The organism is Vibrio nereis NBRC 15637 (assembly GCF_001591105.1).
GTDB lineage: Bacteria > Pseudomonadota > Gammaproteobacteria > Enterobacterales > Vibrionaceae > Vibrio > Vibrio nereis.
The window spans coordinates 13,404-28,864 of record NZ_BCUD01000009.1 but is presented as its reverse complement, the minus strand read 5'-3'; the positions used below and the strand labels follow the sequence as shown (position 1 = coordinate 28,864).

The following is a 15,461-nucleotide window of genomic DNA, read 5'->3' as shown; positions in this document are numbered from 1 at the left end:
CCAATGACAGATTCTGTAATCCAGTTTAGCGACCTAGCGCTTAACGACTCTATCCTTTCTGCACTAAACGGAATGGGTTTCGTTTCACCAACTCCAATTCAGGCAGCGGCAATCCCACACCTGATGAAAGGTTCAGACGCACTAGGCAAAGCTCAAACTGGTACTGGCAAAACAGCGGCTTTCTCTCTGCCTCTTCTAAACAAGATTGACCTATCTCAACGTAAACCACAAGCAATCGTTCTTGCACCAACGCGTGAACTTGCTATCCAGGTTGCAGCTGAGGTGAAGAACCTTGGTAAAAACATCGCTGGCCTTAAAGTGCTAGAGATCTACGGTGGTACATCTATCGTTGATCAAATGCGTGCTCTTAAAAATGGCGCACACATCATTGTCGGTACTCCAGGCCGAGTTCAAGACCTTATCAACCGTGATCGCCTTCACCTAGACGAAGTACACACTTTCGTTCTTGATGAAGCTGACGAAATGCTAAACATGGGTTTCGTTGATGACGTAACAGCGATCATGGAACACGCTCCATCTTCTGCACAACGCGTATTGTTCTCTGCAACTATGCCTCCAATGTTGAAAAACATTGTTGAGCGCTTCCTACGTGAGCCAGTAATGATCGACGTTGCTGGTAAAAACCACACTGTAGACAAAGTAGAGCAACAATTCTGGGTTGTTAAAGGCGTAGAAAAAGACGAAGCAATGTCTCGCCTTCTAGAAACAGAAGAGACTGACGCATCTATCGTATTCGTACGTACTCGTCAGGACACTGAGCGCCTAGCTGATTGGCTATCTGCACGTGGCTTTAAAGCGGCTGCACTGCACGGTGATATTCCTCAGTCTCTACGTGAGCGTACAGTTGATCATATCAAACAAGGTGTTATCGACATTCTTGTAGCAACTGACGTTGTTGCTCGTGGCCTTGACGTTCCACGCATTACACACGTATTTAACTACGACATCCCATTCGATGTTGAGTCTTACATCCACCGTATCGGCCGTACTGGTCGTGCTGGACGTAAAGGTAAAGCGATCCTTCTAGTTCGCACTAACCAAATGCGTATGCTTCGCACTATCGAGCGCGTAACTAAGTCTTCAATGGAAGAAATCCAACTTCCACTGCGTGACAAAGTTGCAGAAGCTCGTCTAGTTAAATTAGGTGCTGAGCTAGAAGCAGACAAAGAACACAAAGCGCTAGAGAAATTCTCTGAGCTTGTTGAAAAACTGCAAGAAACGCTAGAAATCGATGCAACCACACTGGCTGCTATTCTTCTTAAGCGCCAACAAGGCAAACGCCCTCTATTCTACATTGGCGAAGACCCAATGGTTGAAGCGATTGAGCGTGATAAGAAACGTCGTCAAGAGCGTCGCGAAGGTGGCCGTGACGGTCGTCGTGACGGTCGTCGTGAAGGCGGTCGTGGCTTCAACAGCAACCAAGATTGGGATACTTACCAATTCCAAGTTGGTCGTGAGCAAGGCGTTCAAGTTAAAGACATCGTTGGTGCACTAGCAAACGAACTAGGCCTAACCAAAGGTTCTATCGGTGCAATCAAACTGGATCAAGGCGAAACTTACGTTCAGCTGCCTAAAGCAATGTCTTCTGACGCGGCAACTAAGCTAAGCAAACTGCGTATTCGTCAGAAGCAAGTAGACGCTGTTGTTTGTGATTTCAACGATTTCCGTGAGCCTCGTGGTCGTCGTGAAGGCGGTCGTGGTCGCGATGGTGGTGGTCGTCGTGACGGCGGTTTCCGCAACAATCGTGATGGTAACCGTGAAGGCAACCGCGAAGGTGGCGGCTACCGTGGCAACCGTGAAGGTGGTCGTGGTAATCGTGAAGGCGGCCGTGGTGATGGCGAGCGTCGTTTCGACCGTAACCGTGGTGGCGATCACCGTGGTAACTACCGTGGTGAACGTGGTCACGGACGTGGTCGTCGCAGCGAAGGTTAATCCTTGCTAACACGCACATGAATACAAAAAGCCAGTAGCAATGCTACTGGCTTTTTTTCGTTCTACTTGTTGTTAAACAACCCACTTACGGACGAAATTCTAACTCTCTTGTTTAACCGTTTTTCGCTCAACAAGGGCTGGCTCTAACTGCACCACTTGAGGCTCGGTCTCTCCACCATCTAACTTATTGAGCAGTGCTTCTACTGCCGCTTTACCCAAACGATATTTCGGCTGATGAATGGTGGTCAGCGCTGGTGTCATAAATTTCGCAATATGGATGTCATCATAACCAATAATAGACAAGTCTTCTGGAATACGGATCCCGCGCTCATTCGCTGCGTTAATCACCCCCATCGCCATCATGTCGTTACAAACAAAAATCGCTTCTGGAAGTGGCCCCTTCTCGCACATTTTATTAAACGAGTCATAACCACCTTCACATTCAAAGTCTGATTCAATAATCCAGTGTGGATTAAATTCTAACCCCGCTTCGTTCAACGCGCGTTTATAGCCCTCATAACGCATTTGCGCCTGATGCTTGACTAAAGGTCCGGTAATACAGCCAATATTTTTATGCCCTGCATCGACAAGATATTTCGCCGCCATGTAACCACCGCGCAATGAGTTATCTTGGATCTTGTCACTGGTGAACAGCATCGGGCCCCAGTCCATCACCACTACCGGAATGTCTGGGTATTTATCAAAGACGTCTATGCGCTCTCCTTCTAGGGAAGAACACATTAAAATCAACCCATCGACGCGTTTTTGCAACAAGGTATTGATCGACTCGCGCATACGTTCGTTGTCGCCTTCGGTATTACACAAGATCAGGTTATAACCTTTGTGATAACAACTGCGCTCAACCCCCTTCACCACTTCTCCAAAGAATGGGTTGGTTGAAGTGGTAACCAGCATTCCAATGGTTTTAGTACGGTTAACTTTAAGGCTGCGCGCCAAAGCAGAAGGCGTGTAGTTAAGCTCCTGAGCGGCTTTATTTACCCGCTCAGAAATCTCTTCGCTCACATAGCGTGATTTGTTGATTACATGGCTAACAGTCGAGGTAGAGACCCCCGCCAGTTTCGCAATGTCTTTCATTGTTGCCATGCAATATCCTTTTTCTAACTGGATGACTTATGGATTAAGCGTACTCAGCAAGAAAGGCGTCAACTTCTTCTCGGCTAGGAATGGAGGTTTGCGCTCCAAAACGCGTGACTGAAATTGCAGCGGCTGCATGAGCAAACTTAATCGCTGATTTTAATGGCAATTGTTCTAACAAACCAGTGACCAGTGCCCCATTAAAGGTATCGCCCGCAGCCGTCGTGTCGGTTGCGTCTACGCGAAAGCCAGTAATTAGCTCACCGTTACCAGCAACACTTAACCAAACACCTTTCGCACCAAGTGTAATCAATACTGTATCGATACCCTTTCTGTGCAACATATTCGCCGCTTCTTGTGCGGTGTCATTATCCGTCACAGCAATCCCTGTCAGAACTTCCGCTTCTGTTTCGTTAGGGGTAATGATATCGACACAGGCCAGTAATTCGTCAGACAACGCCTTAGCTGGTGCTGGGTTCAGTATGACTGACGTTTGTGCTTGCTTCGCAGCTTGCGCGGCTTTTTCTATGCCACAAAGCGGGGTTTCAAGTTGCATCAATAGGTAGTCGGCTTGGCGAATACGCGCTAAATCTGGCTCGATCACCTCAGCGGTCAATTTGTCGTTTGCTTCCGCAGAGATACAAATGCTGTTCTCACCGCTGTCAGAGACTTGGATCATCGCGATACCAGTTGGGCAATTCGGCTGCATTTTTACCGCGCCGATATCGATGTTATCCATTTTGAAGTTTTCACGAATATTGATGCCAAACGCATCATCACCAACACAGGCGATAAAACCTGTGTCGGCTTTTAGGCGGGCGGCTGCAACCGCTTGGTTTGCCCCTTTACCACCTGGGATAACTTGGTAATTGCGACCATGAAGCGTCTCGCCAGGGCGAGGAAAAGAAGGCACTTGAAGAACATGGTCAGCGTTAACACTACCTAAAACCACTAACTTATTCATACGGTTATCCTCGGTTCTCTAGAACCTTTATACAGTTTCAACAGTTAATAAGTTTGTACTCTCGCAAAAGCACAAGCTTATCGGCCCTCCCCCTCCAAACGACAGATAACAAAGAGGGAGAGGACACAATTCGGTAATATCGACTTCAAGAACGATTAATCGTCCTTACGTATGTCGCTTATTTGGTTACCACTTTTAGCGGAACTGGGATGTATTGATCAACAGAGTCGCCTTGTAAAACTTTTACCGCAGTTTCAATACCTAACGCACCAATAAGGTCAGGCTGTTGAGCCACTGTCGCAGACAACTTGCCACGATTTACCGCTGCAATACCATCATCCGTGCCGTCAAAACCGACGATGGTGACATCTTTACCAGAAGCTTGTACTGCACGTAGCGCGCCTAGTGCCATTTCGTCATTCTGTGCGAAGACCGCTTGAACGTCTGGATTCGCAGCAAGCAAGTTTTCCATCACGTTTAGGCCTTTAGTACGGTCAAAGTCGGCAGGTTGGCTAGCCAGCAGTTCCATATCACTGCTTTCAACAGACTTCATAAAGCCTTCGCCACGTTCACGTGCCGCTGAAGTACCAGCAATGCCTTCAAGCTGGATAACTTTCGCTTTCTCGCCGACTTTTTCCATGATGAAACGACCCGCCATTTCACCACCAGCAACGTTGTCTGACGCGATGTGGCTAACAACCTCACCACGGCTTGCACCACGGTCAAGTGTGAGTACAGGGATGTTTGAGCGGTTGGCCATACGAATCGCGTTCGATACCGCATCTGAATCCGTTGGGTTGATCAGAATCGCTTTTACGCCACGAACCGTTAAGTCTTCCACGTTAGAAAGTTCTTTGCTTGGGTCGTTTTGCGAATCCAGAACGATTAGGTCGTAACCCAGTTCTTTCGCTTTTGCTTCCGCACCGTCTTTCATCGTAACGAAGAACGGGTTGTTCAGCGTAGACAGCACGATAGCCATGGTGTCTTGTGCCTGTGCTGAAACAGAAACGGTTGACGAAAGGAGTGCAGCAGAGATAAGAGTTGCCAGTTTTTTCATTGTGTTAGTCCTTGTGTAGGGTGGCTCGGGGTACTTTCCCCCAAGCCTGTTATGAATCATTTATTTTTGTTGTCGACCAGTACTGCCAGCAGAATAACAACCGCTTTAGCAATCATTTGGTAGTAAGAAGAAACATCAAGCAGGTTTAGAGCGTTGTTTAGGAAGCCGATGATCAGCGCACCAATCAGCGTGCCCATGATGCGACCTTTACCACCCATTAAGCTTGTGCCGCCCAGTACAACAGCCGCAATCGCGTCTAGCTCGTAACCCATACCTGCGGTTGGTTGTGCTGATGAAAGACGTGAAGTAATGATGATGCCCGCCAATGCCGCCAGCAGACCACAGATGGCGTAAACACCAATCTTTACTCGGTCAACGTTAATACCCGATAGGCGAGTTGCTGATTCATTACCACCCAGCGCATAAACATAACGACCAAAACGAGTGTGATTAAGCAGGAACCAAGCTGCAGCGAAGACCACCACCATGATCCAAACCGGAACAGGGATCCCCAATGCGTAGCCCGTACCAAACCAAGCGAAAGCATCAGCCGTATCTGTAAATCCAGCAGAAATTGGACGCCCCTCGGTGTAAACCATGGTCACACCACGCAATAACGTCATGGTAACCAGAGTGGCAATAAACGCCTGCACTTTACCTTTTGCGATAATGATGCCGCTGATCGCACCTAAGGCAGCGCCAGCAACAAGCGCAGTAGGCACTGCGATGAGTACTGGTACTTCCATGGCAATCAGGCTTGCGGCGAATGCACCACACAGCGCAAGTACCGAGCCGACGCTCAAGTCAATCCCCGCGGTTAAGATAACCAGCGTCATACCTACCGCAATAATCGCATTCACAGAGGTTTGACGCAGAATGTTAAGAATGTTGTCGACGGTAAAAAAGTTTGGGTTAAGAAAAGAGACCACAACAATCAAGAACAGCAACGCAATCAGCGATTTTTGTTCTATCAGCCACTCTTTGCTCAGCAGCTTTTTGCTGCCAATTTCATTGGGTTTGCTCATCGTGCTAGTACTCATGCTGCTTCCTCGTTAATCTGTTTGCCAACGGCACACGCTAGTAGTTTTTCCTGGTCGGCATCTTTCGCATCAAACTCACCGCTGATACGGCCTTCATGCATCACCATGATACGGTCACTCATTCCCAGCACTTCCGGCATTTCAGAAGAAACCAGGATGATGCTCATCCCATCAGCTTTAAATTTATTAATCAGTTGGTAGATCTCTTTCTTGGCACCAACGTCGACACCACGAGTCGGCTCGTCAAGAATGAGTACTTTAGGTTTAGTCATTAAGCCTTTCGCAATCGCCACTTTTTGTTGGTTACCACCGGACAGGTTGCCAATGATTTGATCGCGGGTAGGCGTTTTGATGTTGAAGAGTCTGATAAAATCTTCGACGGCAATGACTTCTTCGTTATGCTGGATTCGGCCGCCTTTGGTCAACTGATCCAACGCACATAGAGACATGTTTTCTTTGACCGATAAGCCCAGCACTAAGCCGTCGCCTTTACGGTCTTCTGAGATGTACGCAATCCCATTTGCCAACCCGTCTTGAGGGCTGACTGGATTAATGGTTTTGTTATCAAGATTAATCACGCCACTTACACTTGGCAGTGCGCCATAAATCACTTTCATCAGCTCAGTTCGACCCGCGCCCATTAGGCCAGAAACACCCAGAATCTCACCACGTTTGAGGGTAAAGCTCACATCGTGCACCCCCGAGCCAGTCAAACCTCTCACCTCAAGACAGGTGTCGCCGTGGCGCACATCAATGCGTGGGTATTGTTCGTCGAGTTTGCGACCCACCATCATTTCGATCAGACCGTCTTCATCGGTATCGCAAACTCTGCACTCACCGATAAACTTGCCGTCACGCAGGACGGTGATGTCGTCGCAAATCTGAAAAATTTCTTTAAGGCGGTGCGAGATATACACAATGCCGCAGCCTTGATCGCGTAGCTCATTGATCACGCTAAATAGTGATTCTGTTTCGGTATCGGTCAACGCATCGGTCGGCTCATCCATAATGATGACTTTTGATTCAAACGACAGCGCCTTAGCAATTTCCACCATCTGTTGCTCACCCAGACTCAAATCACCTAGGGGCGTTTTCGAGCTGTGTTTGACGTTCAAGCGCGCAAGCAGCTTGTCGGCCTCGGCATACATCTTGTCCCACTGAATGCGCCCCATCGCACCAGTAAACTCGCGGCCAAGGAAAATGTTTTCTGCAATGGTTAATTCAGGGATCAGGTTCAGCTCTTGGTGGATGATGCTAATACCCGCTTGTTGAGAATCTCGCGGACCTTTGAATGCCGCAGCACTGCCTTGGTAATGAATCGCGCCTGCATCTTTACTGTAGATGCCCGTCAATACTTTCATTAAGGTAGATTTACCAGCACCATTCTCACCCATCAGCGCCATCACTCGACCTGGATAAACATTTAGACTGGCTTTATCTAACGCTTTAACACCCGGGAATGCTTTCTCAATCTCGCTTAGTTGTAAGATAGCTTGAGTCATATTCAATCCTTAGTTTGTATGACCTTAAAAGACCACACCAGCTTGAAAAATCACGTTCGCGTATGGTGTGCATTCACCAGTACGAACGACGGCTCTGCTCTGCTGAGAGCGAGATTTAAATTCTTCGTGAGACACATAGGAAATCGCGATGTTTTTGCCTGTTTTTTCCTGCTCGGTAGCCAGCTCAGCTAGCAGCGCTTCATGCAGATCAGGACTGATAGCCGCGAATTCTTCTGCCATGATCACGCCTTCAATTTGCGCTTCACTCAACCATACACGCACCGTTTGTACGAAACTTGGTACGCCATGAGTCAGGGCAAGATCGATGCGTTGCACCGATGGCGGGATCGGTAATCCTGCATCGCAAATGGTGACCTCATCGGTATGTCCCAGCGTGGCAGCTAAGTAAGAAAGTTCAGAATTAATCAGGGTACTTTTTTTCATCTCATCGACCTATGTCATTCACGTTTTGACAACCAAGAGCTTTCAACATCAGCTTTTCTCGTACTGATAGAAAACTCATCGAAACGTTTCGATGAAATAATAATGCCTCAATGAAAATTTACGAACAGATGTAACTGAGAGTGTGAATTTGATCTTTTTAATGTAAAAAAAGCCGTATTAAAAAGTGATCAAGTGCAATAAATTTGTATCTAGTTACTCAAAACCAAGCGGGTTTTAACGTGATCCAGACACACTTTTGCAACGAATTTAGGTATAGTAGCGGCAATGAACTGTAGGATTTGATTATGAAAAAAATTGCATTTTCACTGTTTGCACTACTGGCTTTAAATGCGTGTAAAGATGAAGTGGGAACCCAAGGTTGGTGTGAAACAATGGACAACACACCGAAAACAGAATGGAATGCTCAAACGGCGGTGGATTACGCAAAGCACTGTGTAATTTTAGATGCGGTAGGCAGCGAAGCTTGGTGTAAGCAACTGGATAATACGCCTAAAGCCGATTGGTCAGCCAATGATGCAGCAAGCTATGCGAAACACTGCATTTTCTGATTAATATCAGAAATCTGCCCATAAAAACCAAACAAGAAAGCTGCTCGACAGCTTTCTTGTCGTTTTTACGTTCGCTCTTCTAACGCAATATTATCATTCGCCCACAGTAAGGCTTGCAGTCGGTTTTTGGCATTGATTTTCTTAAAGATGTTGTGTAAGTGTGTTTTGACTGTGTTTTCACTTACGTACAGCTCATCCGCAATTTCCAAATTGGATGCACCATGCCCTAGTAAACGCATTATCTCTTTCTCGCGCTTGGTTAAGTTGGCGTAAGCTTGGGAGGTGGTAACGGTATTGGAGCAGCGAAAGTACTCTATATAGTCTTGCGCCACTTTACGAGATAGCCACATTTCATCATTCATGATCTTTGCCATGCCTTTCAGTAACAAAGAAAGATCATCATCAATGTAAAACACACCGACCAAGTTACGCCAGCGAAACAGCTGGGTAGAAGCCACGTCTTTGGGGCAGTTAATCACAATCTCTTTAATAGATTTACCACTCGCGGCTTTAGCCTGGCTGTATACGTTGAGTCGATCATCATCCAGATATTGGAAGTCGAACAGCACATAATCACCAAGCAGACTATCACTATGTTCCGAGGACCCGAGCTCGCCAGATGTGACGATGTTGACACCTAGCTGGAGCCCTTTTTCCAATGAGTCTTTAAACAGGTTTGACTGCATACTCACATCGGATAAAAGCGTTATATGGTCGTTGTTACTATCCTTCATCAAAAAATCTCCAGCCTATCGTGTCTACTCTAAAACTATCGTTTAGTCGTGATTAGTCAACATAACTTAATTGGAAAAACGTCTAGGTTAGCAAATAAAACACTTGTTTTTCATGAGATTAAGTCAGTGTCTTATTTTTGATAATCGCCCTTTTCAACCTCTTTGATTTACTTAAGGTTCCGTTCCTCAATAAAAACGCAAACATCAAACCAAACAAACTAACTACAGACAGGGAACCGCTGTCACTTTCACCCGAAAAAACATTCGCGACATTAATAGCAGGTGTCTGTGATTCATTTCTCACTAGTACTCTCTCACCAGTTGACGTATCGATGTAAATTTTCGGCTCAATTTGTCCACTCAACACTTGGTTTATCCAACCTTGGTAGTCGTATATGTCGGTAAATACTGAGGTAACGCTGTAGTTTGGATCCCCGCATCGTTGTAAACCAAAGCTGGCAACCCCAACTTGGATATACTCACCGCCATAATAGTAATAAATCGGCCCCCCCGAATCCCCAGCACAAATTGAGTTCTGAGTTTCTGTCGTTACGGTTGGGCTGCCAAAGCATAGCTGCTTGTCCGTTATTTTGCTGCCAAAGACTGCACGGCACTGAGCGGTAGACATTATCGTCAGTTGCGTATCTAGCAGCTCTGTCCCCCCGGGGTCATCACTCTGAACATACCCATGCCCCACAGCGCGAAATTCACCATCTGCGGGAAAGTTATTGTTGAACGTTGAATTGAGCAGGTATTGAAAGTCAGAGACAGGAAGCGGCGATTCAAGTTTGATGATGGCGATATCATCACGCCACAATTCGGTTGATGAGTTGACAAATGTGTCTGGGTAGTAGAATTCTGATGCTTTGGCCTGAGTGCTCGAGAGAAAGTTGCTCTCATCTTCTAGATTAGGGGCGACCACGGTATGAAGCAGGATCTCATCGTCGCTCTGAAGACAGTGCGCGGAGGTCAGTACAAATCGGCTATTGATCATAGTCGCACCGCAGAAACTGCTGGGACTATATTGGGTATCACTTCGATAAAACAGACTGGCAAATGAGGGGTAATTTGATATATTCGCGATGCTTCCATTTACAATGTAAGGCGAAACTTCAAGCGCAGAACTGGCTGTACTTATAAGCCACATCATTAGGACACTAGCTTGTCTAAGCATAAGTCCTCTCCCTTTTTTGTGAACTGTATCTACTAATGTAGAAGTTTAGTTCACAAAAAAGAAAGTTATAACTGATTAAAGTATTATTTACTTAATACTTGTCGTCTAAACGAAAGTAGACCCAATATGGAAAGCATTGCGAGACCGAGTGAACCACCACCGCTAGACTGGCTTGCAGCTGTCACTGTATTGCTGTTGGTCGTACCTGAACCTGCATTAATCTCCGTCGTACTACCTGAGTCTTCTGTGCCTTCGCTCACATTCAGACTAGGCGGTATTGGCAGGCCTAGATAGTTATATCTATCAACATCTGAAACGGTCACTTTAGGGCTCACTTCACCAGATACTACAGACTGGATCCACTCTTCATGTCTTGCTACCTCTGTAAATATCGAGTTTGGAGTGATATTGGTTTGGCCGCAAGTTGTAGGGCCAAAACTGGTCACACCCACTTGCTTACCATCCCAGTAAAGAGGGCCGCCAGAGTCACCTTGGCAAGTCGCATTGTCGTAAGTAACCGTATCCGCCCCTGTCATACATAAGTTGCTGGACGTGTCTGTATTCCTGTAAACATTGCACTCGCTGTTAGGCACAAACTCAAGCTGAGTATCTTGAAGCTTGGTTGTAGCGTCATCGCCCGACTGGGTATTACCATGCCCGACTGCAAAAAAGGCTTCAGAATCTTTGCGGTAATTGGCAATGTCCGCTAAAGGCACAAACGCGGCGTAACTTGCCACAGCCGTAATTGGGGAAGCTAACTTCAGAATGGCAATATCATCGGTCAAAGTGTCGTCATTGTACGTATCGGGATAGTAGTACTCGTTGACCATCACCCTTTGCATAACTTGATGAGGAAAGTTGGTTTCGTCTAGGAGCTGAGGCACGGCGGACATAAACAGCTGTTTCCCTCTATCTCCGTAGACGCAGTGCGCTGCGGTCAAAACGTGCTGTTCATCCAGTAATGTGGCACCACAAAATGGTCCTTCACCATATCTACCATCATAGTCCAAACCGTCAAAAAACAGGCTAACAAACGAAGGGTATTTTAAAGCACTAATAATGTCTGTACCATTCACAATGTAAGGAGAGACCTCTACAGCGCCAACATTTACAGCCCCAAACAAACCCGCTGCCAGTACAATTTTTTTCATGCTTTAACTCTTAATACTACTTTGAAGAATTTTCCGAATATACCTACAAAAAAACCTCTCAGTCGAGAGGTTTTATAAATATTGACAATATATTGAACCAAGTTATCAGCCGCGGTAATAGCGCTGTGGAACAAATGGCATTTTCTCTACTGTCATTGGTAATTTCTTACCACGAACATCGGCGAACAGCTCAGTGCCAATCGCAGCAAGGTCCGCACGTACATATGCCATAGACACTGGTTTACCTGCGTTCGGCCCCGCAGTACCACTGGTTACCACACCCACTTTGTTATCTTCTGCGTCAAACAATTCTGCGCCTTCACGAACAGGAGCTTTAGTTTGACCAACGAGACCCACGCGCTTACGTGTGACATCTTTCGTTTCGATCTGCTTCAAAATGATATCAGCACCAGGGAAGCCGCCTTCACGCTCACCACCAAGACGACGAACTTTTTGAATACCCCATAATAGGCTTGCTTCTACAGGTGTTGTCGTTGTATCTAAATCGTGACCGTATAGGCACAAACCACACTCAAGGCGAAGTGAATCACGAGCACCGAGGCCAATCCACTCAACTTCCGCTTCATCGGTTAACTTGCGTGCTAATTCTTCTGCATGAGAACTTGGTACAGAGATTTCATAGCCATCTTCGCCCGTGTAACCACTGCGGCTAACAATACACTCAACACCCAGGATCTCCAGTTTTCTCACGTCCATAAACACCATGTCCGCGACTTCAGCATTAAAACGCTTAAGCACCTCAACCGCTTTTGGTCCTTGCAGCGCAAGTAGCGCACGGTCTTCGATAATTTCTAGCTCAACGCCTTCAGGAAGGTGCGCCTGAAGATGGCTAATGTCCTGATCTTTACATGCCGCATTAACGACAACAAATAGGTGATCGCTTAGGTTGGCTACCATCAGATCATCCATAATGCCGCCTTCTTCATTGGTAAAGAATGCGTAGCGCTGGCTGCCTTGTGGCAAGTCGATAATGTCTACTGGAACCAATGACTCAAGGAACGCTGCTGCGCCTGCCCCGTGCAAACGAAGTTGTCCCATGTGAGAAACATCAAACAGACCCGCGGCATCACGCGTGTGTAAGTGCTCTTTCTTTACGCCAAGTTTGTATTGCACTGGCATATCGTAGCCTGCGAAAGGAACCATTTTTGCACCCGCTTCAATATGAAGTGCATGAAGTGGCGTTTTTAGTAGATCTTGAGTCATTGTTGTCTCCATTTAATCAGGTCCGTTTTCCATTCGAGGAAACCTTGTTTCCAATAATAAACACGAGTGGAGAAGTTTTGCACCATTAACAAGTTTAGAACAGTTCAAAATGTGACATTTAACATTAAATTCACATCGGGAAATATGAAATGAAAGCGCCGTCACGAACATTCTTTGCTCAAGACGGCGCTATTGTACTTATCTAAAAAACAAAAGCAAACGTTTGCTTTCACTATAGGAAATCGAGTTAAACCCGTTTTATTTAGCGGTGACCCATAAAATATGCGCATCTTCTTCGCTGATCGAAACCAGCATATGCCCCATATTCGCATCGTAGTAAACACTGTCACCTTCACATAGTTCGACTGGCTCATAAAACTCGGAATAAAATCTGACGGCTCCGGATAAAATCAGTAGAAACTCTTCACCATCATGTCTTACCCAATCACCATACTCTTCAAACTCACGCGCATGAATACGGCTTTTAAATGGCATCATCTTTTTATTAGAAAGCTGAGTGGCAAGCAATTCATGCTCATAGGTTGGCGTTGGGTGCGGTTTTCCTTGGTTTGATAGCGTGATATCCCGTCGCCCTGCTGCAACCTTTTTCCTTGGCGGTTCAAATAGTTGCGGCATATCTATTTGTAAACCAGCCGCCAGTTTTTGCATTGCCTGGAATGTCGGTGAAATTTGCTCGTTTTCGATCTTGCTTAGTGTGGATCGCGCAAGGCCTGTTCTTTGGCTTGCTTCTTCAAGTGTGATGCCTAATTTGCTACGTATGTCTTTAATACGCTGTCCGAGCTTTAACGGCTCGATGTTTTGCTCGGACGACTCTCTTGCCAGAGTCAACGACGGATATTCGTCATAGAAATCTTCGGGCATACTTCCCTCTTTAAACGGCTACTTCCTGTGTCATTTTCATTGTGCCCGAAGCGGATAATAGAGGAAAGCACCGAACAAGAAATAAACCGTGCTCTCGGTAACAAAATTAGAAACCATGTTTCCAATAGGAAATTTTTGGTTGATTGTTCCGATAACAACCGCTATGTTACCAACTTGTTAGTTGAAGAGATGCTGTTTCCGGGTTTGTTCGTTGATAGATTTAACAATCAAATTCGGTTTTACCCCACCCTTTTGGGGACATGGAAATCACGTTGTTTTCTGTTTTCAGAGAGCAATAAAAAATAAGGACTAACGAGGTAAGTACCCTACATAAATACATCTCGTTAGCACGATAGGAAGGTCATCTACCATGAACAACACTTATCAGAATCACAGCCTAGAGAACTTTTTCTCTACCAACCTTTCTGCTACAGACGATGCCGTTTTTGCGGGTATCCAATCTGAGTTTTCTCGTCAGAACGAACAAATCGAGCTGATCGCTTCAGAGAACATCGTGTCTAAAGCGGTGATGCAAGCACAAGGCACATGCCTTACTAACAAATATGCAGAAGGCTACCCAGGTCGCCGTTATTACGGTGGTTGTGAGCACGTTGATACAGTAGAGGCAATCGCTATTGAACGCGCTAAACAACTTTTTCAATGTGAGTACGCAAACGTTCAACCACACTCAGGCGCGCAGGCAAACGGTGCGGTTAAACTAGCGCTTCTTAAGCCAGGCGATACTATTCTTGGTATGTCTCTAGACGCGGGCGGCCACCTAACTCACGGCGCACGCCCTGCCCTATCTGGTAAATGGTTCAACGCAGTTCAATACGGTGTTGATCGTGAAACACTAGAAATCAACTACGAAGACGTTCGCGCTCTTGCACTTGAGCACAAACCAAAAATGATCATCGCTGGTGGTAGCGCAATTCCTCGTACCATCGACTTCGCTAAGTTCCGCGAAATCGCAGACGAAGTGGATGCAATCCTAATGGTTGATATGGCGCACATTGCTGGCCTTATCGCGACAGGTGCTCACCCTAGCCCACTACCACACGCACACGTGGTCACAACAACAACGCACAAAACACTGCGTGGCCCACGTGGCGGTATGATCCTAACGAACCACGAAGACATCATTAAAAAGATCAACTCAGCGGTATTCCCTGGCCTGCAAGGTGGCCCACTAATGCACGTTATTGCAGCAAAAGCAGTTGCATTCGGTGAAGCTTTGGGACCTGAGTTTAAGACTTATATCGATTCGGTGATCAACAACGCAAAAGTTCTAGCGGAAGTATTGCAAACTCGCGGTTGCGACATTGTGACTGGCGGAACAGATACTCACCTGATGCTGGTTGACCTTCGCCCGAAAGGCTTGAAAGGGAACAAAGCAGAAGAAGCTCTTGAACGTGCTGGTATCACATGCAACAAAAATGGTATCCCGTTCGATTCAGAGAAGCCTATGATTACATCGGGTATCCGTTTGGGTACACCAGCTGGCACAAGCCGCGGCTTTGGCGCAGAAGAATTCAAGCTCATCGGTAATTGGATTGGCGATGTACTGGATGGGTTAGTAGAAAACCCAGAAGGTAACGCAGAAGTAGAACAACGCGTTCGCAAAGAAGTGAAAACGCTGTGCAATCGCTTCCCTCTTTACCAGTAAACAATT

14 protein-coding genes are annotated in these 15,461 nt (G+C 46.4%); 3 read left to right on the top strand and 11 right to left on the bottom strand.

Annotated elements, in window-relative coordinates; genetic code table 11:
• Nucleotides 1-3 precede the first annotated feature (3 nt).
• On the top strand, nucleotides 4-1,953 hold the full coding sequence (locus VNE01S_RS11265) for a DEAD/DEAH box helicase (protein WP_053394410.1): 1,950 nt from the start codon (nucleotides 4-6) through the stop codon (nucleotides 1,951-1,953).
• Between the two features lie 99 nt (nucleotides 1,954-2,052).
• On the opposite strand, the gene VNE01S_RS11260 is transcribed toward VNE01S_RS11265, so the two are convergent.
• The 6 genes from VNE01S_RS11260 to rbsD form a co-directional block, all read right to left on the bottom strand.
• Nucleotides 2,053-3,057, bottom strand: coding sequence for a substrate-binding domain-containing protein (locus tag VNE01S_RS11260; protein WP_053394409.1), 1,005 nt, complete (start codon nucleotides 3,055-3,057; stop codon nucleotides 2,053-2,055).
• A gap of 34 nt (nucleotides 3,058-3,091) precedes the next feature.
• Nucleotides 3,092-4,012 (bottom strand): ribokinase, encoded by a 921-nt coding sequence (rbsK, locus tag VNE01S_RS11255; RefSeq protein WP_053394408.1) that lies wholly within the window; start codon nucleotides 4,010-4,012, stop codon nucleotides 3,092-3,094.
• 178 nt (nucleotides 4,013-4,190) lie between these two features.
• Complete coding sequence (gene rbsB / locus VNE01S_RS11250) at nucleotides 4,191-5,069, bottom strand: ribose ABC transporter substrate-binding protein RbsB (protein ID WP_053394407.1); 879 nt, start codon at nucleotides 5,067-5,069, stop codon at nucleotides 4,191-4,193.
• Between the two features lie 56 nt (nucleotides 5,070-5,125).
• Nucleotides 5,126-6,109 carry a ribose ABC transporter permease gene (gene rbsC, locus VNE01S_RS11245; RefSeq protein WP_053394406.1) on the bottom strand — a complete coding sequence of 328 codons (984 nt, stop codon included), beginning with the start codon at nucleotides 6,107-6,109 and terminating at the stop codon, nucleotides 5,126-5,128.
• Nucleotides 6,106-7,611 (bottom strand): ribose ABC transporter ATP-binding protein RbsA, encoded by a 1,506-nt coding sequence (rbsA, locus tag VNE01S_RS11240; RefSeq protein WP_053394405.1) that lies wholly within the window; start codon nucleotides 7,609-7,611, stop codon nucleotides 6,106-6,108. The genes rbsC and rbsA overlap by 4 nt, the downstream gene beginning before the upstream one ends.
• Nucleotides 7,612-7,635: 24 nt before the next feature.
• The gene (rbsD, locus tag VNE01S_RS11235; protein ID WP_053394404.1) at nucleotides 7,636-8,055 is read right to left on the bottom strand and encodes a D-ribose pyranase; all 420 of its coding nucleotides are present in this window, start codon (nucleotides 8,053-8,055) and stop codon (nucleotides 7,636-7,638) included.
• Between the two features lie 305 nt (nucleotides 8,056-8,360).
• Between rbsD and VNE01S_RS11230 the strand changes: the two genes are divergently transcribed.
• The gene (locus tag VNE01S_RS11230) at nucleotides 8,361-8,624 is read left to right on the top strand and encodes a DUF3012 domain-containing protein (RefSeq protein ID WP_053394403.1); all 264 of its coding nucleotides are present in this window, start codon (nucleotides 8,361-8,363) and stop codon (nucleotides 8,622-8,624) included.
• Nucleotides 8,625-8,689: 65 nt separating this feature from the next.
• Here the strand turns inward: VNE01S_RS11230 and VNE01S_RS11225 are convergent, their stop codons facing one another.
• From VNE01S_RS11225 to VNE01S_RS11205, 5 genes are all read right to left on the bottom strand, one after another.
• Nucleotides 8,690-9,358, bottom strand: a complete 669-nt coding sequence (locus VNE01S_RS11225) for a LuxR C-terminal-related transcriptional regulator (RefSeq protein ID WP_053394402.1) — start codon at nucleotides 9,356-9,358, stop codon at nucleotides 8,690-8,692.
• A 118-nt stretch (nucleotides 9,359-9,476) separates the two neighbouring features.
• Nucleotides 9,477-10,505, bottom strand: a complete 1,029-nt coding sequence (locus VNE01S_RS11220; RefSeq protein WP_245649889.1) for a S1 family peptidase — start codon at nucleotides 10,503-10,505, stop codon at nucleotides 9,477-9,479.
• 110 nt (nucleotides 10,506-10,615) lie between these two features.
• Nucleotides 10,616-11,683, bottom strand: coding sequence for a S1 family peptidase (locus VNE01S_RS11215; RefSeq protein WP_053394400.1), 1,068 nt, complete (start codon nucleotides 11,681-11,683; stop codon nucleotides 10,616-10,618).
• A 105-nt stretch (nucleotides 11,684-11,788) separates the two neighbouring features.
• Nucleotides 11,789-12,907 carry a glycine cleavage system aminomethyltransferase GcvT gene (gene gcvT / locus VNE01S_RS11210; RefSeq protein WP_053394399.1) on the bottom strand — a complete coding sequence of 373 codons (1,119 nt, stop codon included), beginning with the start codon at nucleotides 12,905-12,907 and terminating at the stop codon, nucleotides 11,789-11,791.
• A gap of 258 nt (nucleotides 12,908-13,165) precedes the next feature.
• Nucleotides 13,166-13,789 carry a helix-turn-helix domain-containing protein gene (locus VNE01S_RS11205; RefSeq protein ID WP_053394398.1) on the bottom strand — a complete coding sequence of 208 codons (624 nt, stop codon included), beginning with the start codon at nucleotides 13,787-13,789 and terminating at the stop codon, nucleotides 13,166-13,168.
• 370 nt (nucleotides 13,790-14,159) lie between these two features.
• Between VNE01S_RS11205 and VNE01S_RS11200 the strand changes: the two genes are divergently transcribed.
• Nucleotides 14,160-15,455: a serine hydroxymethyltransferase gene (locus tag VNE01S_RS11200; protein ID WP_053394397.1), complete on the top strand. Its 1,296-nt coding sequence runs from the start codon at nucleotides 14,160-14,162 to the stop codon at nucleotides 15,453-15,455.
• Nucleotides 15,456-15,461 lie beyond the last annotated feature (6 nt).